General features: G+C 49.9%; 25 protein-coding genes and 1 tRNA gene. 18 read left to right on the forward strand and 8 right to left on the reverse strand.

The window, feature by feature from the left end:
- Nucleotides 1-102 precede the first annotated feature (102 nt).
- Nucleotides 103-1,914, reverse strand: a complete 1,812-nt coding sequence (locus IPL32_06105; protein MBK8465387.1) for a fumarate reductase/succinate dehydrogenase flavoprotein subunit — start codon at nt 1,912-1,914, stop codon at nt 103-105.
- A gap of 100 nt (nt 1,915-2,014) precedes the next feature.
- Nucleotides 2,015-2,833: a succinate dehydrogenase gene (locus IPL32_06110; protein ID MBK8465388.1), complete on the reverse strand. Its 819-nt coding sequence runs from the start codon at nt 2,831-2,833 to the stop codon at nt 2,015-2,017.
- A gap of 145 nt (nt 2,834-2,978) precedes the next feature.
- On the opposite strand from IPL32_06110, the gene allB reads away from it, so the two are divergent.
- From allB to IPL32_06150, 8 genes are all read left to right on the forward strand, one after another.
- The gene (gene allB, locus IPL32_06115) at nt 2,979-4,328 is read left to right on the forward strand and encodes an allantoinase AllB (protein ID MBK8465389.1); all 1,350 of its coding nucleotides are present in this window, start codon (nt 2,979-2,981) and stop codon (nt 4,326-4,328) included.
- A 5-nt stretch (nt 4,329-4,333) separates the two neighbouring features.
- A complete protein-coding gene (gene alc / locus IPL32_06120) occupies nt 4,334-5,326 on the forward strand; it encodes an allantoicase (GenBank protein ID MBK8465390.1) in 993 nt (330 codons plus the stop codon).
- Between the two features lie 100 nt (nt 5,327-5,426).
- Nucleotides 5,427-5,939 (forward strand): 2-oxo-4-hydroxy-4-carboxy-5-ureidoimidazoline decarboxylase, encoded by a 513-nt coding sequence (uraD, locus tag IPL32_06125; GenBank protein MBK8465391.1) that lies wholly within the window; start codon nt 5,427-5,429, stop codon nt 5,937-5,939.
- The gene (uraH, locus tag IPL32_06130; protein MBK8465392.1) at nt 5,936-6,280 is read left to right on the forward strand and encodes a hydroxyisourate hydrolase; all 345 of its coding nucleotides are present in this window, start codon (nt 5,936-5,938) and stop codon (nt 6,278-6,280) included. Before uraD ends, uraH begins: the two co-directional genes overlap by 4 nt.
- A 3-nt stretch (nt 6,281-6,283) precedes the next feature.
- Nucleotides 6,284-7,129, forward strand: a complete 846-nt coding sequence (gene pucL / locus IPL32_06135) for a urate oxidase (GenBank protein ID MBK8465393.1) — start codon at nt 6,284-6,286, stop codon at nt 7,127-7,129.
- A 9-nt stretch (nt 7,130-7,138) separates the two neighbouring features.
- Nucleotides 7,139-8,476 carry a phosphoenolpyruvate kinase gene (locus IPL32_06140; protein ID MBK8465394.1) on the forward strand — a complete coding sequence of 446 codons (1,338 nt, stop codon included), beginning with the start codon at nt 7,139-7,141 and terminating at the stop codon, nt 8,474-8,476.
- A gap of 95 nt (nt 8,477-8,571) precedes the next feature.
- Nucleotides 8,572-8,751 (forward strand): hypothetical protein, encoded by a 180-nt coding sequence (locus tag IPL32_06145; GenBank protein MBK8465395.1) that lies wholly within the window; start codon nt 8,572-8,574, stop codon nt 8,749-8,751.
- Nucleotides 8,752-8,867: 116 nt separating this feature from the next.
- Nucleotides 8,868-10,820 carry a glycogen debranching enzyme family protein gene (locus IPL32_06150; GenBank protein MBK8465396.1) on the forward strand — a complete coding sequence of 651 codons (1,953 nt, stop codon included), beginning with the start codon at nt 8,868-8,870 and terminating at the stop codon, nt 10,818-10,820.
- 45 nt (nt 10,821-10,865) lie between these two features.
- Here IPL32_06150 and IPL32_06155 read toward each other — a convergent pair.
- Nucleotides 10,866-10,941, reverse strand: a tRNA-Thr gene (locus IPL32_06155).
- Nucleotides 10,942-11,359: 418 nt separating this feature from the next.
- Here IPL32_06155 and IPL32_06160 point away from each other — a divergent pair.
- From IPL32_06160 to IPL32_06185, 6 genes are all read left to right on the forward strand, one after another.
- Complete coding sequence (locus IPL32_06160; GenBank protein ID MBK8465397.1) at nt 11,360-12,406, forward strand: rod shape-determining protein; 1,047 nt, start codon at nt 11,360-11,362, stop codon at nt 12,404-12,406.
- An 87-nt stretch (nt 12,407-12,493) separates the two neighbouring features.
- Nucleotides 12,494-13,387 (forward strand): rod shape-determining protein MreC, encoded by an 894-nt coding sequence (mreC, locus tag IPL32_06165; GenBank protein ID MBK8465398.1) that lies wholly within the window; start codon nt 12,494-12,496, stop codon nt 13,385-13,387.
- A 29-nt stretch (nt 13,388-13,416) separates the two neighbouring features.
- Complete coding sequence (mreD, locus tag IPL32_06170; protein MBK8465399.1) at nt 13,417-13,962, forward strand: rod shape-determining protein MreD; 546 nt, start codon at nt 13,417-13,419, stop codon at nt 13,960-13,962.
- A gap of 28 nt (nt 13,963-13,990) precedes the next feature.
- The gene (gene mrdA / locus IPL32_06175; GenBank protein MBK8465400.1) at nt 13,991-15,874 is read left to right on the forward strand and encodes a penicillin-binding protein 2; all 1,884 of its coding nucleotides are present in this window, start codon (nt 13,991-13,993) and stop codon (nt 15,872-15,874) included.
- 2 nt (nt 15,875-15,876) lie between these two features.
- Nucleotides 15,877-16,995 carry a rod shape-determining protein RodA gene (locus IPL32_06180; protein MBK8465401.1) on the forward strand — a complete coding sequence of 373 codons (1,119 nt, stop codon included), beginning with the start codon at nt 15,877-15,879 and terminating at the stop codon, nt 16,993-16,995.
- Nucleotides 16,996-17,006: 11 nt separating this feature from the next.
- Nucleotides 17,007-19,562 (forward strand): PBP1A family penicillin-binding protein, encoded by a 2,556-nt coding sequence (locus IPL32_06185; protein ID MBK8465402.1) that lies wholly within the window; start codon nt 17,007-17,009, stop codon nt 19,560-19,562.
- Between the two features lie 45 nt (nt 19,563-19,607).
- Here the strand turns inward: IPL32_06185 and IPL32_06190 are convergent, their stop codons facing one another.
- Together IPL32_06190 and lipB are read right to left on the reverse strand one after the other, a co-directional pair.
- Entirely contained in the window at nt 19,608-20,345 is a 738-nt protein-coding gene (locus tag IPL32_06190) for an esterase family protein (protein MBK8465403.1), read from the reverse strand.
- A gap of 41 nt (nt 20,346-20,386) precedes the next feature.
- The gene (gene lipB, locus IPL32_06195) at nt 20,387-21,109 is read right to left on the reverse strand and encodes a lipoyl(octanoyl) transferase LipB (protein MBK8465404.1); all 723 of its coding nucleotides are present in this window, start codon (nt 21,107-21,109) and stop codon (nt 20,387-20,389) included.
- A gap of 51 nt (nt 21,110-21,160) precedes the next feature.
- Between lipB and IPL32_06200 the strand changes: the two genes are divergently transcribed.
- On the forward strand, nt 21,161-21,685 hold the full coding sequence (locus tag IPL32_06200) for a hypothetical protein (GenBank protein MBK8465405.1): 525 nt from the start codon (nt 21,161-21,163) through the stop codon (nt 21,683-21,685).
- Between the two features lie 9 nt (nt 21,686-21,694).
- Here IPL32_06200 and IPL32_06205 read toward each other — a convergent pair whose 3' ends face one another.
- Together IPL32_06205 and IPL32_06210 are read right to left on the reverse strand one after the other, a co-directional pair.
- Nucleotides 21,695-22,399 (reverse strand): redoxin domain-containing protein, encoded by a 705-nt coding sequence (locus IPL32_06205; protein ID MBK8465406.1) that lies wholly within the window; start codon nt 22,397-22,399, stop codon nt 21,695-21,697.
- A 145-nt stretch (nt 22,400-22,544) separates the two neighbouring features.
- Nucleotides 22,545-23,045, reverse strand: a complete 501-nt coding sequence (locus IPL32_06210) for a PepSY domain-containing protein (protein MBK8465407.1) — start codon at nt 23,043-23,045, stop codon at nt 22,545-22,547.
- A 63-nt stretch (nt 23,046-23,108) separates the two neighbouring features.
- Between IPL32_06210 and IPL32_06215 the strand changes: the two genes are divergently transcribed.
- Nucleotides 23,109-23,540, forward strand: coding sequence for a hypothetical protein (locus IPL32_06215; GenBank protein MBK8465408.1), 432 nt, complete (start codon nt 23,109-23,111; stop codon nt 23,538-23,540).
- Between the two features lie 884 nt (nt 23,541-24,424).
- Here the strand turns inward: IPL32_06215 and IPL32_06220 are convergent.
- Complete coding sequence (locus IPL32_06220; GenBank protein ID MBK8465409.1) at nt 24,425-25,189, reverse strand: ribonuclease Z; 765 nt, start codon at nt 25,187-25,189, stop codon at nt 24,425-24,427.
- A gap of 37 nt (nt 25,190-25,226) precedes the next feature.
- Here IPL32_06220 and bshB1 point away from each other — a divergent pair, with 37 nt between their 5' ends.
- Both bshB1 and IPL32_06230 read left to right on the forward strand, forming a co-directional pair.
- Entirely contained in the window at nt 25,227-25,961 is a 735-nt protein-coding gene (bshB1, locus tag IPL32_06225) for a bacillithiol biosynthesis deacetylase BshB1 (GenBank protein MBK8465410.1), read from the forward strand.
- Between the two features lie 3 nt (nt 25,962-25,964).
- A complete protein-coding gene (locus tag IPL32_06230) occupies nt 25,965-26,780 on the forward strand; it encodes a hypothetical protein (GenBank protein ID MBK8465411.1) in 816 nt (271 codons plus the stop codon).
- Nucleotides 26,781-26,852 lie beyond the last annotated feature (72 nt).

Raw genomic sequence — 26,852 nt, forward strand, 5'->3', positions numbered from 1 at the left:
AAAGTCGCTAAGACGCAACGAACACAGCAAATAGAATGCAGCAAAGTTAAATTTCTTCCCTTCGCGTCTTTGCTTCTTTGCGTCTTTGCGTTGAAAAATCATCTATCCCATCTCCTCGATCACTTGTTTTAGGTAATCAGGCATTTCCTGAATTGGAATTTTGTTGATTATCATCGCTCCATCGGTGTCCTTTTTGACCGAATAGTTGAATTTTGCAAACTCAGGATCCTTCGCAGGAAAATCGTCACGAAAGTGTCCGCCTCGGCTTTCCTGTCGTTCGAGGGCAGCACGGGCTATCGCTTCGCTTACGATCAAAAGATTATGCAGATCGAGAGCCGTGTGCCAACCCGGATTGAAATCGATGTTGCCGGGAACAAATGTTCGTGCCGATCGATTGCGCAAAATATCGAGCCCGTTCAGTGCCTCGATGATCTCGTCATGCGTTCGAACGATGCCGACATTTGCCTGCATCATTTCCTGCAGGTCTTGCTGGATCGTGTATGGATTTTCGCCGCCTTCGCGTCCGAAGGGTTCGAGGGCGGTTTTGGTTACGCGGTCGAGATCCTTTTTATTGATCGTGCCGTGGCCATTTTCTTTTGCAAAGATCGCCGCATATTCGCCCGCACGTTTTCCAAAAACGATCAGATCTGAAAGCGAGTTGCCTCCTAAACGATTTGCACCATTGATGCCCGCAGCACATTCGCCCGCGGCAAACAATCCCGGCACTGTTGATTCCTGCGTATCTGCATTAACGCGAATGCCGCCCATTACATAATGCGTCGTCGGGCCGACTTCCATCGGCGTCGTCGTGATGTCGAGATTGGCAAGCTGCTTGAACTGGTGATACATCGACGGAAGCTTCTTCTTAATATGTTCGGCAGCGTCCGGCAATTTTTCTTTGATCCATGCGATGTCGAGAAAGACACCTCCGTGCGGCGAACCGCGACCGGCTTTTACTTCACGATTGATGCAACGGGCAACGTGATCGCGAGTCAAAAGCTCAGGTGGACGATTTGCCGATTTGTCGCCCTGCGTATATCGCCACCCTTCCTCGGGGTCGCTCGCGGTCTGATCTTTATAGTTGTCAGGAATGTCGTCGAACATAAACCGGCGGCCTTCGCTGTTTTTCAGAACACCGCCTTCGCCGCGAACGCCTTCGGTAACAAGAATGCCGCGAACGCTCGGCGGCCAGACCATTCCCGTCGGATGGAATTGAATAAATTCCATGTCGATCAGTTCCGCTCCTGCGTCATATGCAAGCGCGTGTCCGTCGCCCGTGCCTTCCCAACTGTTGCTAGTGATCTTGTAAGCTCGACCAATGCCGCCGGTCGCTAGAACGACAGCCTTTGCTTTAAAGATGCGAAAGCGGCCATGCTCACGTTCGTACGCCAGACAACCAACAACGCGGTCACCGTCTTTCAGCAAAGAAAGAACCGTGACTTCCATATAGACCTCGATGCCCTGATGGATTCCGTGATCCTGCAGCGTGCGGATGAGTTCTAATCCTGTGCGGTCGCCGACGTGTGCGAGACGCGGATAGCGATGACCGCCAAAGTTTCGCTGGTTGATGCGGCCATCCTTCGTTCGGTCGAACACCGCTCCCCATCCCTCAAGCTCGCGAACACGATCCGGTGCCTCTTTGGCGTGCAGCTCTGCCATCCGCCAGTTGTTGATATACTGTCCGCCCCGCATCGTGTCGGAAAAATGAACTTTCCAGTTGTCACGATCGTCGTTATGTCCCATCGCCGCTGCCATTCCGCCCTCGGCCATAACGGTATGAGCTTTGCCAAGCAGCGATTTGCAAACAAGCCCAACAGAAACCCCTGCTGCCGAAGCTTCAATAGCTGCGCGAAGCCCCGCCCCACCGGCACCGATGACGAGAACGTCGTGTTCGTATGTTGTGTAATCAGTCATTAAATCTACTCACCACAGAGACACAGAGAACACAGAGAAAAATTTGCATTCACCACTTAAAGTCACTCTGTGTCCTCTGTGCCTCCGTGGTGAATCCTTCTTAAAAAAATCTAAAGTCAGTCCAAACACCCATCGAAACGAGGCGCACATAGATATCGCTGAATCCAACGACAAACAAACTTATCCACGCGAACAGCATGTGCCGTGTGTTTAGTTTGCTTACGCAGTCATAGGCTTTTTTCTGTTTTGGTTTATTCGACAAAATGTTCCACGCACCGCCGATCAGATGCCGCAGCGAGTGACAGCTAAATGTATAGAGCCCAAGGCAAATGACATTCGCAGTTAAAACGATCGTGCCGATACCGATGCCGAATTTCCATGTGCCGTCAGAGGCCTGAAACCACATCGCGCTCCAGGCATCGTATGCAAGAAAGAAAATAAAAACGATCGCGAGGTACAGAAAGTACCGGTGTATGTTTTGAATGATCAGAGGGAACCAATTCTCGCCGCGATAGCCTTTGCGAGGTTCGCCGACGGCACAGGCGATCGGATCGGCCCACATTGCTTTGTAATAGGCTCCTCGATAGTAATAGCAAGTAAATCGGAATCCGCCCGGCGCCCACAATATTAATAGTGCCGGCGAAAACGGCAGCCACGACGGTATCCAATCCGGCTTAGCACCAAGCAAAGCGTGTCCCGAAACCTGTCCAACTCCGTCAAACAAAACCGGTGAATAGAACGGAGATAGATAGCCTGTCCCGTTCACCCAGTAATGATCTCCTTGAAACGCCGCCCACGTTGAATAGCCAACAAACGCTCCGAGGCCAAGAAATGTGAGCAGCGGCGCAACCCACCAATTGTCCTTTCGCATCGTCTGTCCAAAACCGCGTCGCTGAATAGAAACAAGATTTGAGGCCATAATCGGAGTTTTGCCGCCAAAAAAAAGTAATTTATTTAATGAAACAGATAATGTTTTACGCGAAATCGCCAGCCAAGTCAAAACCTCGGCGAATGCATCTTGTGGACTAACGTTAACGCAACTATAATCTGCGTGGGTATCCGCGATAACTATGGATCAAATTATCAGAAGCCGCCGCGTCGTAACGCCGCTTATTATAGGACCGGCGACGGTGCATATCGCAGACGGCAAGATCGCGCGCATAGGCGAGTGGGACGATGTACCAGCCGGAACTCCTCTCACAGATGCAGGTAATTCGGTGGTGATGCCCGGGAATGTCGATGCCCACGTTCATGTTAATGAGCCGGGCCGCACCGAATGGGAGGGCTACGAGACAGCAACTCGCGCAGCTGCCGCAGGCGGGGTGACAACAATTGTCGATATGCCCCTCAATAGTATCCCGCCGACCACGACGTTAGCCGGTTTTGAGGAAAAGCTCGCGGCGGCCGAAGGAAAATGCACAGTTGACGTTGCCTTTTGGGGCGGCGTTGTTCCGGGCAACACATCGGAACTTGCACCGCTGATCGAGCGCGGCGTTCGCGGATTTAAGTGCTTTTTGATCCATTCGGGCGTTGACGAATTCCCGCACGTCGTTGAGAACGACCTGCGAATTGCAATGCCTGAACTGGCTCGTTTAGATTCGGTATTGCTCATCCACGCCGAGGTTGCCGGGCCGATAGATGCGGCTGCCGCTTCCCTCGCTGGACTTGATCCGCGACAATACGACACTTTTCTCCGTTCGCGTCCACGTGAAGCGGAAAATGAAGCGATAGCATTGATGATCCGCCTCTGCCGCGAGACCGGATGCCGAATTCATATTGTCCATCACTCGTCGTCCGACGCTTTGCCGATGCTGCGTGCTGCACGTGCCGAAGGCTTGCCGCTGACGGTCGAAACTTGCCCGCATTACCTGACATTTGCGGCCGAAGAGATCGCCGACAGAGCGACGCATTTCAAATGCTGCCCGCCTGTGCGTGAACTCGAAAATCGTGAGAAACTTTGGGAAGCCGTGGCCGACGGCACGATAGATATGGTCGTCTCCGATCACAGCCCGTGCACGCCGGCGTTGAAATTACAGGAATCAGGAGATTTTATGGACGCCTGGGGCGGCATCGCGGCTTTACAATTTGGTTTACCGGTAATGTGGACAAACCTCAAGGCACGCGGATTTGGCCTGGCCGATCTTACACGACTGATGTCTGCACAACCGGCAAAACTTGCCGGATTGGACCAACGAAAGGGTAAACTCGCCGCCGGTTACGACGCCGACATAGTTATTTGGAACCCCGAAGCTGAGTTCAAGGTTGTGCCAGAGATCATAGAGCACCGGCACAAACTGACGCCGTATTCTGGGATGGAATTAATCGGCAAGATAGAAACGTCTTATGTCGGCGGCAACAAAGTGTTTGAAGATGCTCAGTTCACCGAGCAGAAGTTTGGTAAACTTCTTACTTAATAGATATGGATTTTACAGAATTGATCGATCTCGCATCCGAAAAGCTTGGCGGAGCCGTGCTTTATGCAAATGACGATTTTTTTGCACAAAAGGAAAATCTCCTGAAGCCGGCGGCAGCAGTTTGGAAAGAAGGTGTATATACCAATCTCGGCAAATGGATGGATGGATGGGAAACGCGGCGGCGGCGTTCGCCCCGGCTCGATGAGACGTCTGACTGGTGCGTGATCCGTTTGGGTATGCCCGGCGAGATAAAAGGTGTTGTGGTTGACACGGCATTTTTTCGCGGCAATTATCCGTCGCATTGCTCGCTTGAGGCCTGTACGGTTGACGGCCGGCCTGATATTGCGCAATTGCTAGGCGCGGAAACGCAGTGGAACGAGATATTGCCGCTCTCGCCGCTCAAGGGCGATTCGCAGAATAAATTTGAAATCGATCATGCGGGCCGTGTTACATATTTGCGATTCAAGATCTTCCCCGATGGCGGTGTTGCAAGATTGCGTGTCCACGGCAATGTAGTGCCCGACTGGGATGCTCTAAAAAACCGAAACAGCGAGGTCGATCTCGCCGCAGCCGAAAATGGCGGCGATGTGCCGCTGGCAAGCGATATGTTTTTTGGCCACCGGCATAATCTCATTATGCCTGGGCTCGCACAGGATATGAGCGACGGTTGGGAATCACAGCGGCGACGCGGCCCGGGCCACGATTGGTGCATAGTCAAACTCGGCACAAAAGGCACGATCACGCGAGTTGAGATAGACACATCGCACTTTAAAGGCAACTATCCCGAAAGCTGTTCTCTTGAAGGTGGCGTTTCAGATGGCAATGATCTGAACGCGATCGAGTGGCGAGAGCTTTTACCGATGTCGAAATTACAGGCACATACACGACACACATTAGTGGACGAGTTAACCGATCTTGGCAGCACTACTCATGTGCGGTTTAATATTTTCCCCGACGGCGGGGTTAGCCGTTTGCGGCTCTATGGCCGCATTGATTAATTGTTTTCCTTTGCGGTCTTTGCGACTTAGCGGAAGGAAATTTCCCGCAAAGACGCAAAGACCGCAAAGATAGTGAGATCGCAATTTGCAACAGTTCCATATCTACAAAAATCTTAATTGGTTAAACGAATTGCCTACTGACGAAGCCGAGTCGGTCTTTCGCGATTGTTGCGGGTCGAGCGAATGGGCTCGGCGAATGTCGGCCGCGCGGCCTTTTGCGATGCTTGAAAACTTGTTCAAAAGTGCGGACGAAATCTGGTTTTCACTTTCGACTATTGAGCACCTTGAGGCCTTCGCATCTCACCCAAAGATAGGATCAAAAAAAGCGGCTGCTACACAGCAGGCAAAGTCTGCAGAATGGTCATCAGGTGAACAATCCGGAATGGATGAGGCGGACGAAAGCGTTAGAAACGAACTTGCTGAGGCTAACCGCTTGTATCTCGATAAATTCGGGTTTATATTTATTGTCTGTGCGACAGGCAAATCCGCTGACGAGATGCTTGCAATATGCAAAGCCCGTCTTGGCAATTCCGCCGCAACCGAACTACATATCGCGGCCGAAGAGCAGCGAAAGATTACCGAAATAAGACTTAACAAGCTTTTTGAAAAATGAGTGCCATAACAACACACATACTTGATACAACTACTGGGCTTCCTGGTGCCGGAATTCCGGTAGTGCTGGAACGTAAAACTCACTCATCCGGTTGGCAAGCCATTGCCGAAGGCATAACCGATATTGACGGGCGGTTGAAGGATCTATTGTCTCCAACCGAAGCATTCTTGCCTGGTCATTATCGTTTGATCTTCGACACGGGTGCCTATTTTATTATGCGAAGCATTGAGTGTTTTTTTCCGCTAATCACGATTGGATTTGTGGTGAAAGATCCTGTTCAGAACTACCATGTGCCGCTATTGTTAAGCCCGTTCGGCTATTCAACTTACCGCGGAAGTTAGTATATGTCCGTTAAGATCCTTCAGGACAATTACGGTAAGTCGCGTGTGCGGCTAATGAAGGTCGCGCGTTCCGGCGATCGCCACGAACTGCAAAACCTTACCGTCAACATAGCTCTCGAGGGAGATTTCGACACCATTCACAGAGTCGGTGACAACAGCCTTTGTCTGCCAACCGACACGATGAAAAACACTGTGTATGCACTCGCTGGACAGACGCAGGAAATCGAAGAGATCGAGTCCTTTGGTAAGCGGCTCACGGCGCATTTTCTTGTGAATAATCCGCAGATCTCACGGGTCATTATCGACATATTTGAAACCGCATGGAGGCGGATGAAATTTAATACCAATGAGCATAACCATTCATTCGTAAAAGGCAGCGGCGAAAAACGCACGGCGAAGATCACGGCATCACGCGACGGCGAAACTGTCGAGTCCGGCGTTGAGGATCTGATTGTTTTAAAAACAACAGACTCCGGTTTTGTTGGCTTTATAAAAGATCCTTATACGACTTTACCAGAGACGACAGACCGTATATTTTCGACTGCTATAAAAGCAACTTGGCGGTATGCAAAACCGGGCGATGCGATCGATGAGACGTTTCAGGCGATCAGGCAGACTATCCTAAAAGTCTTTGCCGAACACAACAGTCTTTCCGTCCAGCACACGCTCTATGCTATCGGCGAAACTATCCTTGACGAGTTTTCGGAGGTCGAAGAGATCGCATTTTCATTGCCCAATATACATTGTCTGCCAATCGATATGACAAAGTTTGGACAGGCGAACGACAATCGAATTTTTGTCCCGACCGACGAGCCGCACGGCCTGATCGAGGCACGTCTCACAAGGTAATTAGCCATTATGAACACATCCCTTACCGCCGAATCATTCGAAAAGATCACCGCGCGGCTTCGCACGCCGATGACGGAGTTTGCCAAGCGTTATCCCGGCGAATCGGGCCGTCGCCAACCGGTGCATACGGTTTACGGCGGTGCTCATTTGTTTAAATCGGACACTACTGCAAAACTCGGCCAGCTTGCCGTGCGTTCGTTTGAGGCCTTTGCGCCGGACGCCGCGACCTTTTCCCACGCTCTCGATCTGCCGCCGAAATTGGCGGAAACGATCTTTGCCCGTGTCGGTGAAAAACTTGCCCGCGAAGCGGTCGAAGATTTCCGCATCGATTTTGAAGACGGTTACGGTACGCGGCCTGATGCCGAAGAAGACGGCCATACCATTTCCGCCGCAGAGGAAGTCGCAAAAGGAATGGCCGCAGGCACACTTTCGCCATTTATCGGCATCCGTATCAAAACTTTTTCAGAGGAGTTAATGTCACGCAGCATCCGCACGCTCGATCTTTTTCTGACGACGCTCGTCGCTACCTCAGGCGGTAAATTGCCAAATAACTTTGTCGTCACATTGCCAAAGATCGTAACACCCGAACAGGTAGCCGTGCTCGCCGATATTTTTGATGAGATCGAACCAAAACTCGGCCTTACCGCTGGTAGTCTGAAGATGGAAATGATGATCGAGACCACGCAATCCATCATCGCGTCGGACGGTGAAATTGGTATGCCCCGAATGCTCGAGGCCGCTCGTGGACGCTGCACCGCGGCACATTTCGGCGTATACGATTACACGGCAAGCTGCTCGATAACCGCGGCGTATCAGGGAATGCTTCATCCGGCCTGCGATTTTGCGCGGAGCATGATGCAAGTGTCGTTTGGAGGAACTGGCGTGTGGCTTTCCGACGGAGCGACAAACATCATGCCCGTCGCACCGCATCGCGGTGATAATCTCACTGCGGAACAGATCGACGAAAATCGTGCGGTCGTACATCGCGCTTGGAAGCTGCATTACGATCAATGCCGACACTCGTTGGCGAATGCCTTTTACCAAGGCTGGGATCTTCATCCCGGACAATTGCCGACGCGATATGCTGCCGTATTCACTTTCTTCCTCGAAGGCCTCGACGCCGCTTCAGAACGCCTACGAAACTTTGTCGAAAAAGCGGCACAAGCAACTCTTGTCGGTGATGTTTTTGACGACGCCGCGACGGGTCAAGGTTTATTAAATTATTTTCTGCGAGCGATCAACTGCGGAGCCGTTACTGAACAAGAAGCTCTCGATCTCACAAGCATCACCTTGGATGAACTTCGATCCGGGTCGTTCGTCAAAATTCTTAAAAATCGACAAGCTTAAAATAGATCGGAATACAATTTTAACTGTGGGTGGATATTCTCCTTTTATTTTGCTAATCATTTTCAATGATATAATTCATAAAACGAGGTGATGCTATGGCTACGATCGAGTTGGACATTATCAAACAAAGATGCGACAAACTCACGCCAGTGGAAAAACTTGATTTAATCGACTTTCTCAACGAGAGTCTCTCCTCAGAAGACGTCAGGCAAGACCCTAAACCTTTCGATGGAAGTGCGGGCGACAGCGTCGAAAAACTTACCGAAATATCTTAAGATCGCCTGATTTTCTATCACTCCTTATCATTGACGACAATATTTCTTCAATTACCAAATTTAATTGCTGTGTACACTAAGTAATTCCCACTGTTTCTGCCTAAAATCGAAAGTAAATGATCAATCTGAGCAAGAAGGTTTTGAACGATCTTGAAACCTCGACGTCCCGCGAGTGGATCGAAACGAACGGCATCGGGGGCTACGCATCCGGCACTGTTTCTGGAGCACATACGCGGCGTTATCATGGCCTGCTTGTGGCGGCGACGAAGCCTCCGCTTGGACGGATGGTTCTGCTCTCCAAATTTGAAGAAACGCTCGTCATTGACGGTAATCGGTTTGACCTCTCAACAAATCAATATCCTGGAATGGTTCACCCTCAAGGCTATCGTCTTTTTACCGGCTTTCGTCTTGAACCATTTCCGATCTGGACTTTTAAAGTTGACGGCATCGAGATCGAGAAAAAAATCTTTATGTCTCACGGGAGTAATACGACTATTGCCTCGTGGACAGTCAAAAAGCGAAAACGATATGACAAACGACAAGTCATGCTCGAGTTGCGACCGCTATTCGCATTTCGTGACCATCACCATTTACGGCGCGAAGATGAAGCCTTTAGTTTGCATATCGACAGCGGCGATGGCTATGTGTCTTTTAAATCTTCGATCGAAGATACAACGCTCTACCTAACCCATAATGCGGTCTCGCTGGAGCGTTCCAACGACTGGTACCGCAATTTTGAATACACTATCGAGCAGGAACGTGGATTCGACTTTACTGAAGACCTTTTTCAATCATGTGTATTTTCGTTTGACCTAAGCGAGCCGGCCACAGTCATTGCTTCAACGGAATTACAAGAGATCTCTCACGCAGACTCACTTGAAGCAACGGAGATAGAACGTCGAGCTAGATTGGTTCATAGATCGGGGCTTAACGACGACTTTTCCACGCAACTCGTCCTCGCTGCCGATCAGTTCATCGTCAAACGTGGCGAAGGACATACGATCATCGCCGGTTATCATTGGTTCTCAGATTGGGGACGCGACACGATGATCGCTTTGCCCGGCCTGACACTCGCAACAGGCAGGCCTGAGATCGCAAAGAGCATCCTCGCCGAGTTTGCCAAGCACATTTCCGAGGGGATGATTCCCAACCGTTTTCCGGACGAAGGTGAAACACCCGAGTACAATACTGTCGATGCAACCTTGTGGTTTTTTGAAGCGATTAGGGCATACGCAGAAAAAACTGAAGATTATAAATTTGTTCGTGACCAGCTTTACGCAAAACTGATCGACATTATCGACTGGCACATGCGCGGCACACGTTACAACATACGAGTCGATACCGATGGATTGCTGTATGCTGGCGGGCCGAGCAGCCAGCTAACCTGGATGGACGCAAAGATAGGCGATTGGGTTGTCACTCCGCGAACAGGTAAGCCGGTCGAGATACAAGCCCTTTGGTTCAACACATTGTGTTTCGTCGCCGATCTTGCAAAACGATTCGGCGACAAAAACGAAAATCGCTATCGTGAAATGGCGGCGGCGGCAAAGGCGAGTTTTAACGGCCAATTTTGGAATGACGAAGAAAACTGTCTATACGACGTTGTCGACGGCGCCAATAAGGATGCATCCGTCAGGCCAAATCAGATCTTTGCCGTCAGTTTGCAACACACCATGCTTGATGAAGAACGTGCTCGGGCCGTTGTTAAAAAAGTTCAAGCCGAACTTCTTACCGAAGTTGGCCTACGTTCTCTCACCCCAAATGATCCGCGATTTGTTGCTATCTACAAAGGCTTGCCGAGGCAGCGCGACGGCGCATATCATCAGGGAACAGTTTGGGCCTGGCTGATCGGCCCGTTTATTGAAGCATATCGAAAGACGCATTCACAGGATGCGAAGGCACAAATACAGATCACACAGATGCTCTCCGGATTTAAACAACACATTTCCGATACAATGCTCGGCCAGATCTCAGAGATCTTCGACGCCCAACAACCCCACTATCCACGCGGTGCTGCCGCTCAAGCCTGGAGCGTTGCCGAACTCCTTCGTATTGGAAATAAGGAATAATTTGACGGTTTTCTTAGGAAAATTGAGCTATGAACGGGAATATAATGGAGCCGCCCATCGGAGTCGAACCGACGACCTTTCGATTACGAATCGAACGCTCTACCAACTGAGCTAGGGCGGCTGATTAAGACGAAATTTGGGCACTGTCGGGGACGGCGGGGAGAGTTCCGATGCTTGTTACTTCCCGACAAGCCGAAATTCAGAATATACGTTTCCGGTTCATCGGATGTCAAGTCAAAACCAGGAAACGAAATAGATTTATCACGCGGCCCCCAACCCCAAAATTCGGATAGATCAAATTTGTGCGTGCGACCAGATGCTCATATTTTCCATCGAACCTCGCAAACATCAATTTTCCCATTATTAATGTAGAAAAAAACTATTTATTTCATTAGAAAAATGCTGAGAGTAAGGTGTATGCTATTAGGTTAGACATTTTGGTTACGGTGTCCCGTTTCAGGCGTCCGTCAGTATGCCAGCCGCACACAATAAACACGATCTCTAAACCAGTCTCTTAATTAACGGAAGTTGTTCAAAACATGGCATTTAAGTCTCTATTCAGTTTATTTTCAAGCGATCTGGCGATCGATCTCGGAACTGCCAATACGCTCGTTTATGCAAAGGGCCGAGGCATCGTCGTTTCAGAACCATCGATAGTCGCTATTAACAAAGTTACAAATCAGGTTGAAGCCGTTGGCCGCGACGCAAAAGAGATGCTTGGCCGTACGCCGGGCAATATAGTTGCCATCCGTCCGATGAAAGATGGCGTGATCGCGAATTTTGAAGTTACGGAAAAGATGCTTCAGCATTTTATCCGTAAAGCTCATAACGGAAAATCATGGGTTCGTCCGCGCGTCGTCATCGGCATTCCGTCGGAGATCACGCAGGTAGAACGCCGCGCCGTGGAAGATTCGGCATATCGGGCAAAGGCGTCTGAGGTTTATCTTGTCGAAGAAGCTATGGCCGCTGCGATCGGCGCCGGTTTGCCCATCACGGAACCGCACGGCAACATGGTCGTTGACATCGGCGGCGGCACCACTGACATTGCCGTTATTTCTCTTTCGGGCATCGTTTACTCGCGCGCGGTTCGCGTGGCCGGTAATGAGATGGACGAAGCGATCACGCAATACATCAAACGCAAGTACAACCTGCTTATCGGCGAACGCACGTCAGAAGCCATTAAGATCGCTCTCGGCAGTGCCTTTCCGCTTGAAGAACCTCTCTCAATGGACGTTAGAGGCCGTAATTTGATCGAAGGCATACCGAAGACGATCACAATGACGGACGAAGAGATCCGCGAGGCCCTCTCCGACTCGGTTTCCACCATTATCAATGCTGTACGTGTCGCCCTCGAACGCACTCCGCCGGAACTCTCTGCCGATATTGTGGAACGCGGAATCGTTCTCACTGGCGGCGGCGCTCTGCTCAAAAATCTCGACAAACGATTGATGATCGAGACCGGCCTGCCGGTTGTGATCGCAGACGACCCTCTCTCCTCAGTCGTGCTCGGCACAGGCAAAATGCTCTCAGATTTCGAACTTCTCAAACGTGTTAAGTGGGATAATTCTCTAATGACAGGAAACTAACAAAGGATGAAGGATGAAAGATGAAGGATGAATTGGTCATGATGCTTGGCTTCATCCCTCATCCCTCACCCCTCATCCATTGAACGGATGGTAGAACGCAGTCAAAAAGATGTTTGGCGGTTGACGCCGTGGCTGATGATCGTCCTTCTATTGGTGAATTTTGTCCTGATGGCACTTCACGCACGTGAGATCAATTCGGGTCAGCGGGTACTTCGTGTTTGGGTTCAAACTGCCACCGATTTTGTTCAGTCCCCGGTCACAACCATCAGCTCGTTGATCTCAAACTACTTCAGTTCGATCTCAAACCTACGCTCTGCCGCAAGTGAAAACGATATTCTCAAACAGCGCGTACAGGAACTCGAAGTAGAGTTGAAACAAAAAGAAGAACTGGCTTCGGAAAATAGCCGTTTGAAAGCCTTTCTTCAGTTAAAAGAGCAAAGTAAATACAAAGTTCTGACCGCCCAGATAATCGGTCGTGACCCGTCCGTTTGGTTTGATTCGTCAATCGTCAATCGCGGCAGCCTAGACGGTGTCGCTGTCAATATGCCGGTAGTGACAGACGGCGGCCTCGTCGGACGTGTGACCGCAGTGAGTCCTTTGACCTCGCAAGTTGACCTGATCACTCGCGACAAATCGGGACTAGGCGCAGTCATAGGCCAAATCGGAGAATCAAACGCACTCGGCGTGGTTAACGGGACAAGCAAAAAAGACCTGCTTGAAATGAAGTATGTTCCGGGAAACATCGATGTTAAGGCGGGCCAGTCAGTTTTTACAACAGGCCAGGATGGCATCTTTCCGTCCGGTTTGAAAGTAGGCGATATTGTGAGTGTCGTTCAAGGCTCGGCGACGACTCCGCATCAAATACTGATCAGGCCTGCGGCAAAACTTAGTTCGATGCAGGAAGTCGGCATACTACTTTACGAGCCGCCGGCTCGAACAGAATTTGAACAAAAATTGCCAAATGCGGTGAAGAGCAAGTAGTTTACGATCGGGGAACCTTAGACGTATCCATGGAAGGCTTAAAGCTAACAATTTCCTTTATCATCGCGATCATATTGCAGGTGACACTGCGCAACGTATGGGAACCGCTCGCCTTTATTGATTTTCCACTGATAATTGTCGTTTACGCCGCGCTGCAAAGAAACTCAATTAAAGCTCTCCTTTTTGGCACAATCGCAGGCATCGTGACGGACGCATTGAGCGGAGGACTTCTGGGTGCAAATGGCTTCGCAAAAACTCTTGTTGCTTACATCGTTTCGGAGGTCGCTAGACGAGTCTACATGGACAACCTAATTCTAAGGATTCCCGTCTTAGCTGGAGCGTGTGGGTTAAATTATCTCGTTTACTACGGTCTGCATCGTTTGTTGGGGCAGACGCCATCGGGAGACGTGGTAGTCAGCGGAGCATATTTGCTCATTGGAACAACGACGATCGGAACTCTCGTTTACTTGTTCATGCAGAACTTTGCGACAGACAAGGTTAGGATCAAAAAACGAGACATGTTTACGCCGCGACGCCAGACGCGGCGGCGAAATCCTATTCGTTTGAATAAGTAGCAAGTCATTTTGTTCGTTTATTATCGCAATGAAGATCGGCGATCAGATACAAAATTTGGGAATGCGGGTCGGTGCGATACAGGTCATCGCTTTTGTTCTGTTGGCTGTACTTGGTGCACGGCTCTATTATCTCCAGATAGTTAGAGGCGAGTATTTCAGCGAGCGGGCAGAAAACCAGCGAGTTCGCCTTATTCCAATTCCTGCTCCGCGTGGGGCTATATTCGACCGCAACGGCAAACTGTTGGTTGATTCCCGCCCCACTTATAATGTGGTTCTCTCGAACGAACCGCTCAAATCCATCAACGTCATTGATCGCGTTGACGATTATTCCCACGGCCTTAATCTTGACCGCCAATTCGTCGTCGAACGTCTGAATCTGATAAAAAAGCAGAATGATTTCGAGACGATGGTTCTTAAGGAAAATGTCGCCATGCAGGACATTGCATGGGTCGAGTCGCATTCGCTGGAGTTTCCTGAGCTTCGTGTCGAACTACAACCGCAGCGATTTTATCCGCTAGGCACAACACTCGCACATGTACTAGGTTATGTTGGCGAGATCAGCCCTAAGCAGCTTGAGGAAGAGACATTTAAGTCTAGGGGTTTTCGTCCCGGCGATATCATTGGCAAAGGCGGACTCGAACAATACTACGATGAATTTCTTCGTGGAAAACCGGGCTACCGAAAAGTACTGGTTGATAGCCGTGGACGTGTTCAGACCGAGCTTGAGGTCGTAGCGCCGCAATCTGGTCAGGATCTTGTGACCACGATCGACCTTGATCTGCAGCTTGAAGCAGAACACCAACTCGCAACTTCAGTAACGAAGCGCGGAACAGTTATCGCGATGGATCCGAATAACGGCGAGATGCTCGCGATGGCGTCAGCACCGTCATTCGACCCGAACATCTTTGTTCGCGGAAGCTCTTCACCCGACGGCCGAAGGCAGATCGCAGCCTATTGGCAGGACGAGAAACGGCCGCTTTACAACCGCGCGATACAAGGACGCTATCCGCCGGGCTCGACCTGGAAGATTCCCGAATCCGCTGCCGCTCTCCAACAGGGAGCTATCACAGTCGTTCATTCAAACCTTGCCTGCGGCGGCGGCATCAAGGTCGGCAGCAAATTTACCCGATGTATGGGAAGCCACGGTTCGCCGGCTTTGCCTTACGCAATCACCAAATCGTGTGATGGATATTATTACCGCCTTGGCTTGAAAATGGGTGTCGAAGGCCTCATAAAAATGATCGAAACGTTTGGTTTTGATCGACGTTCGGGCATAGATCTACCTAATGAAAAAGTACCGCAAACACCAAAATCGTGGATGCCTTACATACTAAAGAACGAAGGCAAATGGAGCGATATTCGAACAGTGTATGCCTCGATCGGACAGGATACGGTCGTTGTTACACCCATATCAATGTTGCGAGCAGTCGCAAGCGTCGGAATGCGAGGTAAAGAGTTTATTCCACATTTTCTAAAGCAATTTAAGCCGGTCAGCGCCGTGGGACAAGAAGGCGATATTAATTACATACCAGCCCGTGCAGGATTTGCCTATCAGCACCCTGAACCCAAACTCATCGAACTCGCTCCGGATCAATGGGACTTGGTCATTAAGGGAATGTGGGGCGTGGTAAACGGCGGCGGAACTGCCGGGTCGATAAAAATGGCTGATCTGGAGATCGCCGGAAAGACCGGCACGGCTCAGGTTGCCGAGGTCGGTAAAGACGTCGGAGCAAACAAAGACCACTCGTGGTTTGTGAGCTTTGCTCCGGCTTACAAGCCAGAGATCTCAGTCATAGCGCTGATTGAAAACTCAGGATTCGGTGCATCAAACGCAGGCCCCGCGGCACGAGGGGTCTATCAGGCATATCTTCAAAAACATCCACGTGCATCTGAGGAGCGTGTGGCTAAATAAACATGGTTGCGATCATCGAAAAACGAGATCTCCGGGATTTTGATTGGCCTACCGCTTTGTTGGCGTTAACTATCTCCGCGTTTGGCGTCTGGCAGATCCACAACGCCTTGCCAACTGAGAGCTATTGGTCAAAGCAGATCCTTGGGATAGGGATCGCGTTGGTCGCCTTTCTGGTCGTTGCGTTCAATGATTACCGACGGATAATCGATGCCGCTCCTGTATTTTATATTGCTGGGTTGGTGATGCTATTTCTCGTTCTAACGCCTCTCGGCGTACAGGTCAACGGTCAAAAAGCCTGGCTCAAGCTACCCGTTGTCGGACAATTCCAACCGTCTGAATTTGTAAAGATCCCGACTGTCCTGATGCTGGCAAAGTACTTCGGCGCCAGGAAAGCAAAGTCCCTCAGCCTTCGCGAGATGCTGATCGGCGGAGCTATTTTTGCAGGCCCGGTCAGCCTCATCATACTCGAACCGGACGCTGGCCAAGCGATAACATATTTTCCGATCCTTGCGGCAATGTTTTTTCTGTCAGGAATAAAGGTTCGTTATGTTGTTCTTGCAGTTGTCGCGGCTGCGATCTTTATTCCGGCCGCATGGCATTTTGGTGTTAAAAGCGGCGCCATAAAGCGATATCAACAGGAACGAATTCTGGCGATCACTGATCCCGACAGTGTCGATCCGCGTGGATATGGTTATCACACGATCCAATCCACTATCACGGTTGGCAAAGGCGGTCTTACCGGAATAAAAGGCGAAACCGAAACCTCGCAAAGCGTGCTAAAGTTTCTGCCCGAGCCGCATACAGATTTTATTTTTGCAGTAACTGCTGAAAACACAGGCTTTATCGGGTGCGTTTCGCTTCTTCTGGCTTACGCACTGCTTTTGTCGCGGATGATCGCGGGTGCTCGCGAGGCTTCTGACCGCGCGGGTATGCTTGTTATAATGGCAATTGTATGCGGAATGGTCTTTCAGATCTTTATGAATGTCGGGATGGCTCTGGGCGTTCTGCCTGTGATCGGGGTTCCGCTACCGTTGATGAGCGCCGGGCTCTCAGCAATTTTATCGACATTTGTCGCGATCGGATTTGTAATAAGCGTAAAACTGCGACGGTTCGTCAACTAGGAGATAATTAGGTGGCAGTAGAAGTAAAGAAATTAAAAACAGCCGAGGCTGTTTCCAACGGAAATAAAAAAGGCGGCTTTTCCACCCTGATGTTACTGACAACGGCTCTCGTATTGGCCTTGTCCGCAGGTTCTCTGACCGGTGTTCTTGCGTCCTATTACTTAAATAATTCCCGATATTCCGTCGAGGTTTCCGCTCTTGCTACTTATCGCCCGCCGCAGGTTACAACGATCTATGCAGATGACGGCGAAACAGTGCTGGCCGAATTTGCGATCGAAAAGCGTATTCCGATCAAGATCCAGGATGTGCCAGACGTTGTAAAAGACGCTCTGATGGCGGTCGAAGATTATCGTTTTCGTGATCACATAGGCATTGATCCTTATAGGATCATCGGTGCCGTTTTCAAGAACCTTACAACCGGCGATCTTCAGGGGCAAGGTGCCTCAACGATCACCCAACAACTTGCAAAAAATCTCTTTCTTTACAAAGACAAAACTTACACGAGAAAAGTAAACGAGTGGGCCGTCGCATTGCAGATCGAGCGCCTTTATACAAAAGACCAGATCCTTGAAATGTATATGAACTATGTTTTTCTCGGAGCCGGAGCATACGGTTTTGAGGCAGGGTCAAGAACGTATTTTGGAAAACCGTTAAAGGAACTCAATCTGGAAGAAGCTGCATTATTGGCGGCTATTCCAAAATCTCCGTCTGAGTATTCGCCAACTCGAAATCTGGATAAGGCTAAAATGCGACGCAATCTGGTTTTGGATCAGATGGCGAAATACGCTTACGTTACCGAAGCCCAGGCCGAGACAGCAAAGGCGACCCAGATCCAACTCGCCGACACGGCGTATTACCAATCTCAGCCAAAATCGACCGCTTGGGATTATCCGGTCGAGGAGATCCGCAGGTATCTCGAAGAAAAATACACCACGCGTGTCGCTCAAGGCGGCTTGAAGGTTTATACAAGCATTAATGTAGAAGGTCAAAAGATCGCTACCCGCGTGATACGCGAACGTCTGCGTGCGTTTGATAAAGGACGAAAATGGCGTTCGGATTATCAAAATCTTCTTGTTGACGACAACGACCAGCCGGTGACTGACGAAAAAGAGATAACCAAGACGCTCGAAACTTTCAAACATGCTGACTGGTATGGCGACGATTATCATGAGGGCGAGTACATCAAGGGTCTCGTAATGAAGGTCAATGTGGCTGCGGATGAGGTCGGAGTTCGGTTTGGAAGATTTAAGGCCGTAGTTCGCGCAGGCAATATGGGTCGAAGCGATAAGCGGCCAAAAGACGAACTTAAGCCCGGTTATCTGGCTGAATTTCTGGTAAAGAGCGTAGATACAGATAACCAAACACTGGAAGTAGAACTTTCGCAGGTTCCAGATGTTCAGGCTTCTATTGTAACCATAGACGCTAAGACGGGCGAGATCGTCACTATGGTCGGCGGGTACGACTTCCACACAAACAAATTTAATAACGCTACTCAGGGCCTTCGGCAGACCGGTTCGGCATATAAACCGTTCATCTATACCGCAGCGGTCGAATCCGGAATGACACCTGAATCTGTTGTCAGCGGAGCTCCGATCAAACGCGGCGGTTGGCAGCCGCACAATTATGATGGAAGTCTCAGCCATGGCAATACGCCTATGAAGATCGCTCTCGCAAAGTCTTACAACATTGCGGCGGTACACTTGCTTGAGCAGGTTGGGATTCAGGCGGGGGCTCAAATGGTAAGGCGTTTTGGCATCACTAACCCCATGGCTCCGAGCCTTCCGTCAGCACTCGGAGCAAGCGAGGCTTCGCTGCTGGAAATGACGGCGGCCTACTCGTCATTTCCAAACAAGGGTATTCGAATGACGCCCCACTTGATCCGCAAAGTATATAACCGTGACGGCAGCCTGTTGGAAGAATACGATGGTGCCAGTTCGAAAGTAACTAGTGAATACACTGCATTAACTATGGTTGAGTTAATGCGGGCAGTATGCAGCGGCGGCGGAACCGCAGCAGGAGCTAGCGCAGGCGGCAACCCGATCGGCGGTAAGACCGGGACCGTCAATGATCATACCGATGTGTGGTTCATCGGCTACACGCCGACGTATACGACCGGTGTTTGGATGGGCAATCCGCTTCGCAAGGAAAATCTTGGCAATAGCATGACCGGCGGCCACGGTGCACTGCCGTATTTCAATGCTTTTATGATCCCTTTCATGAAAGGCAAGCCGATCGAGAAATTCCCCGAGGCGCCGCCAATGCCCGCGGACATCAAACGCGAGGCCGAATTACGTAGGCGCGAGGAACTCGAAACCTTGCAGGAGGCTGATGCCAATGCACCTAAGACCGGCATTGTCGTGACACCCGGGGCGAAGATAGATCCTAACGCACCGCTACCCGGCGATTCTTCAGATGGAGATAAACCGGCGACAACAAAGCCGGTCGAACCCGCTCCAGACAAACCGATCGTGATAAAACCGCCGGTCGTTCAGAACACACCAAAAAATGAACCGCCGCCTGAAAAGCAAGACGGCTCTAAGCGAAAAGGTAAAAAAGGAGACGGCTAGTGAAAGGATGAGGGATGAAGGATGAAAAATTCAATCCTTCATCCTTCATCCCTTAGTGAACTCGCCAAGATAATACGGCAGCATTCTCCGCCACCAGACCCAGTCGTGGTTGACGTCGTTGCCCCAAACGTCGAGTTTATGCGGAATGCCTTTGGAGTGAAGGAGTCCTGAGAATTCCCTACTGCGGTCCGGGGCCTCGTATGAGCCTTGGCCCGTAACGATCACTATTGAATCTGACTGTCTAAGACGTGGCAGATGGTAATCGTCATTTAGATTCTTGAGATACATCATCGGGTTGTTGAAATAGACATTATCGTCGTAATAGCTTTCCAGATAATTGTAAATATCGTAGCTACCGCTCATAGCGATCGTGCCGCGAAAATTGTCTGAGTGCTTAAAGTAAGTATTGGCGGCCAGTAACGCGCCCAACGATGCTCCCGTCGTGAGAGGTTTTGCATCCGCGCCGCACTCGCTGCGGATCAACGGCAAGACCTCGTCCATAACGTAATTGTCGTAACGCGACAACATCTCAACTTTCCAGCCCGGATGAGACTCTTTGTTCAAGAGGCTGTATTTATTGACCGAGTTGATCGAGTAAGCTCTTATCAATCCCGCCTCGATAAATTCTTTTATCGAATCGACCAGATAAAACCGCTCGTATTCCAAATAATCCGCCGCCGCCGTCGGAAACATCAACAGCGGATAACCCGCATGTCCATATGCCACCAACGGCATATCCATTCCCAAATTGTGGCTGTACCACGATGTTGTATCACGTCTCATAAGTTATTCAATTGCCTCCACCTTTAGGTGGAGGTGAGTATTTAAGGAAATTCGGCTTTAGCCAAATGTTGGGCTAAAGCCTTGTCTTGTTTAGTACCAAAACCACTAGTTAAAGCTAGTGGCAATTTACCGTATTCGAACACGTCGTAAAAATTCTCTTCTAGCCGATTTTCAACCTCGACCATATCAACTTCGCGGCCAAGCAGGCGGTCCATCGAGGTCACAGGTTCGCCTTCGCAGGCGATGATCCAATTGTAGTAGCTGAGATCGGTGTTGACGTTCAATGCAAAACCGTGTGTTGTGACCCAGCGTTTTATGTGAACGCCGATAGCTGCTATCTTACCTTCGACTGTGTGAACGCCCGTCAAGCCTTCGATCCGAAAGGCGTTGATCTCAAAATCAGCCATTGTACGAATAAGCACTTCTTCAAGATCGCGGACATATTTATGTACATCTTCGCGATCGGGCGAGAGGCTAATTATCGGATAGCCCACGATCTGGCCGATGCCGTGATAGGTCACGCGTCCGCCGCGGTTTGTTTCAAAAACCTCGACGCCTAGATTTCGCAGCATCTCGGCTGTAGCAAGCACGCCGTCATTTTTCGATCTGCGTCCAAGCGTAAAGGTATGCGGATGTTCGAGCAGCAATAGATAATCGCTCTCTCGCCGGGCAATAACTTCGCCCTCAAGCTCCTTTTGAAGTTCCAGCGCCTTTGCGTAGCCAACGCGCCCGATCCTGCGAACCTCTAAATACCGATGATGCATCGCGTTTATGATAAAATTGTAATACTTAGCCTAGCACAGGACAAAATATTAATGAAAAAACTTAGATTTATCCTACCCCTGATCGTTTTAGCGTTATTTGTCACCGGCGTCGATGCACAGAAAAAGTCAACTAAGAAAAATACCGCTAAGAAACCTACGGCGGCGAAAACCATTCCGCCATTAGATGTCAGAACCGCCCGCGAAAAGGTATCGAATCAGCTCGATAACATGAACAGATTTATCGATGTTCTGGGGCCTGTCGCACAGGACATTGAGACGCTTGACGCGTCGGCAAAGACGAAGCGCCTTTCAAAAGCAACGCTTGACCAGAACGAGGCAAGCAAGCAGAAAGTGGTAACCGCGATCCGTAATTTCAAAGAGGGATTAGCCGATCTCGAAACAGAATTTCGAACCAAAACAACCTTAAAGAAGTATCTGCCGAGCATTGAGGGCATCTCAGACCTTATGGCCGAATCTGAAGACCTTGCCATCGCTGGCAAGTTCGTAGGTTCAAAAGATCCTCTGAGACAAACGGCAAAGAAGCTGTCAGACACTCTCGCGGTCATGCCGCGTTAAAATCAACCGCTACTCTTTTCTCTCTTTAGAAAGTACAAGTTCGGCAGGTTTCTTATCTTCACAAACCTCGATCTTAGCCGTCTCGGTTTTGTCTGCACTCAGTGACGCAGTTTTTTGTTCAACCGCCGGCAATCCTAGATGCTTGCGTATAAATTGCTCGCCCTCGTCCGCGATCATTTCACCGTTGATGACAAAGGTCTTTTTGGTAAGCGTATCTCCTTTTTTCTCTATCACTGACGGCGGTAGCAAGATGTACCAAGGCGAACCCCAACCGCGCGTATCGCCCGTCGACTGCCGGTAAGCGTAGTGCAGCGTATATTGCCTTTTGTCGCGGTTTTCCGATTCGTAAACTCCTGGAAATGTGAGCTTGAACCGATCAAAAACTGACCTCATCGACACAATTGGCCCGTATTCTCCGACCGCAATTAGCCCCAGCCCTTTGTCCTTATATTTTGCATACAGTCTTTCAAGGATAGGCGCGTCATAATTCCAATTCCCGCACCACGGAGCAAAATATACAACGATGGTCAGCTTTTTGTCTTTTGTGAAATCACGCAGATTGACCTCTTTGTCTGTTCGGATATCTTTGTATGTCCAGTCCTTATAGTCGATCACCTTTTCAACGATCGGAGACTGCTCATTCTGCCCAAATGCAAAAAGAAACATAAAAAGTATGATGCCCAGTGCAAAAAACGGTGCAAAAAACGATTTCATATATTAAAACCCTCGTGTAATGAAGACTATCTTTTCAGATGCCGATTATCAAGAAAAAAGTTGGCAGTATATTAGCCACAGAGAACACAGAGGACATAGAGAAATTCTATTTTGTCCATTCTCAGTGCCCTCTGTGTCTCTGTGGTTAATTTTCTTCCGCTCGCCAAAATCTGCGTGACCAGTAAACAATGTTCAGATAAATGCCTGTCATCGCCGAAAGTGCCGTCAAAGCCGAAAAAATTATTAGCAGAGTTACCTGCCATTCGCCTGCAAAGAAATAGAAATGAGCCTCACGAAAAAAACGGGTCTTGAACGACGGCGGCGCAGACATTTGCGCCGCACCCGTTTCAGCATCGATAAAGATCGAATCTGCGCCTAATCCGCCGATAGACTGATACTGCGGACGGCCGTCTTTCATTAACAAGGTCAATGCGGTCGTCGGCAACTGTTTGCCAGCCAGCAGGTTTGCACTCGCGATAGCTTCGGCGGGCGACACTTTGACGCGAACCGAGTCGATCTTCTCTACAGTTCCGCCCTCGACCATATTGGGCAAAGCATACAAGAGCCCACTCAACGACCACGCAAGAACAGGGATCGAAACCATAACCCCGAGCAATACATGGAGCTGATAAATAAATCTTTTCATATTCTATTGCCTTCAATAGGCTAGGACATTAGCCGCATGTTTGTGGTATTCTGAGTTCAAATTATGAGCGAAAATCCTACAGTATCAGATATTTTCCGTCGTGCTCTGGAGATGCGAAAGGCAAATCCAAATGCCTCATACAAGGACGTTACCAGCCAGATCGTTAGCGAATTCAGCGGCAAAGGTTTTCCATCCACCGACAAACTGACCATTCCAGAATACGACAATATCACACCCGAAGAAGACTGGACGGCCGGCCTGCCCGTTGTGCTGCGTGGCATCCAGAACGAAGACTGGAGCGACATCGCCCACGGCATCATCATCAGCCTCGAACAGGTCGAAAATTACCCAAAACAATCCGGCCGCGAAGATGATCCATCAAAAGAATGGCGTAACCGCACCAAAGGCATCGGCGAAGCCGAAGAAAAGGTCCTCGAAAAATGGCTCCCCGCCGACCTAATGGCCATGGCAAAACAAAACGTAAAAACAACCTAATTGCAGAAGCCCGCGCGTCAGCAAGGGCTTAACACTCAACGTTTCGAAGCCAATTGCAGAAGCCCGCTCGTCAGCAAGGGCTTAACACTCACTTCATTGAACCAATCGCCAAGCGGAAAGGCTATGCCTTTCCGGCGAGATGTAATTTAGGATCTGCGGCTCCGCCGCCGTACCGCGTCTTCGCGGCACATAGCCACGCTCCTTTAGGGCGTGGTCAAGTTTGTGAAAATTAACATCACGGCGTTTTAATGTCCTTTGATTCCGGCGGCTTAAGCCCATCCGAGCAGGGACGTTAAAACGCCCTTCCGATCAATTCGGGCGATCTTCACCACGCCGTAAACGAGCGTGGCTATCTGCCCTTCGGGAAAGACGGCTAAAGCCGCCTGTTCTTATTAGGGCCGAATCTTTCGGGCTTCGCCCAGTCGCCAAGCGGAAAGGCTATGCCTTTCTGGAGACGTATTTTTAAGATTCGCGGCTACGCCGCCGGATCGTCGAACGAAAACTTTGGCAATTGAGCGACGGTGGCTGGCGGTGGTTGTCGAGGTGGCTGTTTTGCGGGCGAGGTGGCGGAGGCAGCGGAGCTGACTAGTGGACGACTAGTGGAAAATGCAAAAAACGACGTTTTTAAAGCTCAAATTGTCTTAAATATAAAATTTTCCCGATGGCTTTTTGGGGTGTCTCCGATGGCTTTTTAGGGGGTCAGCGATGGCTTTTTGGGGTCGCAAGATGGCGCCTTTTTTCTGCTTTGACGTTAAACCATTGCAAATCATACATTTAGCTTGGAATCAGGGATTTTTGACGCGTGGTGATGTTTCTCGTCTTCAATTCACACCGTCGTCTATGACATCCAGCATTGTCGGCTTTATTTTCATTGGCGTAGTGGTCTAAATGCTTATCCGCAAGCCGTCCTTTGCTTCGATCACCTCGCAAGGCGGATCAAATTTCGCGATCTCTGTTTCGAAATCAATTTCGTCCCATTCTGGATAAAAATGCGTCAGCATCGCTCGTTTGGGCTGCGCCTTTCGTATCAGAAACATCGCCTCGGCGAGTTCGAGGTGCTTTTTTATTGGCTTATCGCGGACAAATGTACATTCTAAAATGAACATATCGACACGATTCGCAAATGCAGCAATTACCTCACTAAAACCCGTATCAGCCGAATAAACCAGCGTCGTTTCCGCGTCTCGAATGTGGATCGCATGGCTCTCATCAGTGTGCGGCGTTTTCAGCGCAACTGCCTCAACTCCCGACAGTATTTCAAACGATTCCTGTTCCTCGATCTCGATCACCTCGACCGGGAACGGCTGTTCGAGCAGGCGATAGTTATTTACAGCACTAGAGCGATCGATCAGGCCTTTCAATCCCGTAGGGCCAAAGATCTTTATAGGTTTCGTTCGCTGTTTCATCTCGGCTGAGTGCTTTGTTCCCGCAAGCAATGGAGCCAAACCTCCACAATGATCGAGGTGAAAATGCGATATCCAGATGGCATCAAGATTTGGCCAATCGAGGCTGTTCGCCGCCATTCGTGAACCTATAGACGCCGAACAATCGAGCAATAATGTGCCTCCGCTAGCCTCCAGCCAATAGCCGGAACTCGCACGTTTTGCATGAGGCACAGTTGATCCGGAACCTAGAACTACCAACTTCATAACTGAATACTATCAAACCTTGTGGTAAATTAAACGGATGAGCCAGGTTGATATTCTAGCGATATTCGCCCATCCAGACGACGCAGAGTTGACCGTCGGCGGCACACTGCTAAAGATGAAGCATCTCGGCTATCGGACAGGTGCTCTCGACGTAACTGCCGGTGAAATGGGTACGCGCGGCACTGTTCAAGGCCGCGCGATCGAAGCAGACGATGCCGCTAAGATCTTAAAGATCGACCTTCGCGAAAACTTAGGCCTTCCTGATGGCCATATGTTTGTAACCGACGTCGAACGAACAAAAATGGTGCGAGCATTACGGCGTCTGAAGCCAAAAGTGATCCTAACGCATCAGATCGGCGATTCACACCCCGACCACGATCACATCGCTCAGTTGGTCCGCGAATCGGCTCGATTGGTCAGCATGCGGCGTTACGACGAAGAAACCGGCGATGACAGATTCGCCGTGCCGATAGTAGCTCACAACATCTTTTCACAGCGGGTTGAGCCGTCGTTTGTTGTTGATATCTCAGATTTTCTCGACGATAAAATGGCAGCGATTCGGGCCCACAAATCCCAATTTCATGACCCAAACTCGACCGAACCGGAAACTCGTCTAACTGCCAAAAATTATCTCGATGAACTGGAAGGCCGCTCACGTTATTTTGGTTCGCTTATCGGAGTCGCGGCAGGCGAGCCTTTCTACGTCCGCGAGGTCTTGAACATCGATGACCCGATCGCCTTACTCACGCGGCCGATGAATCTCTACTCGTGATCTATGAATTCTCTTGCACCCGAAGAAATTGAACTCAATAAGAAACGAGCCGTACTTGAACGCCTAAAGGATCGTCTTGCCGACCGCGAGGAAGAAATGGCGGACCTTCGAGCGGAGCTTGAGCAGTTTGAGGCTCAATACACGATGGAGGTAGGGCGTTTATATTCCAATCTCGATGATATCGAGGCCCAGATAGCTGAGGAAGAATTCAAACTCGTACCTGACGATGAGGAGGTCAAGAAAAAAGTCGAGGAACTTCGTCGGCGCGCTGAGGAGTCGGCCAAACGAGTTGAAGATGCTGCCGCACATGCCTCAGAAAAATGGCAGCCTACCGCAGCGGCCAAAAAGGCATACCATAACCTTGCTCGCACCATTCATCCAGACCTCGCTCTTGATCCTACTGAAAAGGAAAAACGCCACGGCCTGATGGCACAGCTTAACGAAGCATACTCTGCTGGCGATCAAACAAAACTGAATAAGCTAGTTGAGGATTTTCGCAACAGCCCAGATCTCGTCAAAGGCGACTCCATAGGCGACGAGCTCGTCCGGTCGATACGCCAGATATCGCAAGTCAAAAAACGGCTCAACGAACTTGTAGAAGAGAAGTTTACTGCACAGCAGTCAGAGTTATATACTCTGCGGGAAAAGATGCAGGCTGAGGCTGCCGAAGGCCGTGACATGATAAAACAAATGGCGGCTCGCACTGCCGTCCAGATAAGCAAATCTACGCGCCGTCTCGAAAACCTCAAAATCGTCAATAAGGCTGCCGAAGAGCACGTCAGGGACAAGTATGGCATGGACATTTCAACCTTCAGATAGCAAAAATTGCCCTCGATGTTTTCTTGACACGCTTCTCAGTTTGTGTAATTTTATATTCATAGTTTCCATCCG

It is taken from the genome of Chloracidobacterium sp. (genome assembly GCA_016711345.1).
Classification (GTDB): domain Bacteria; phylum Acidobacteriota; class Blastocatellia; order Pyrinomonadales; family Pyrinomonadaceae; genus OLB17.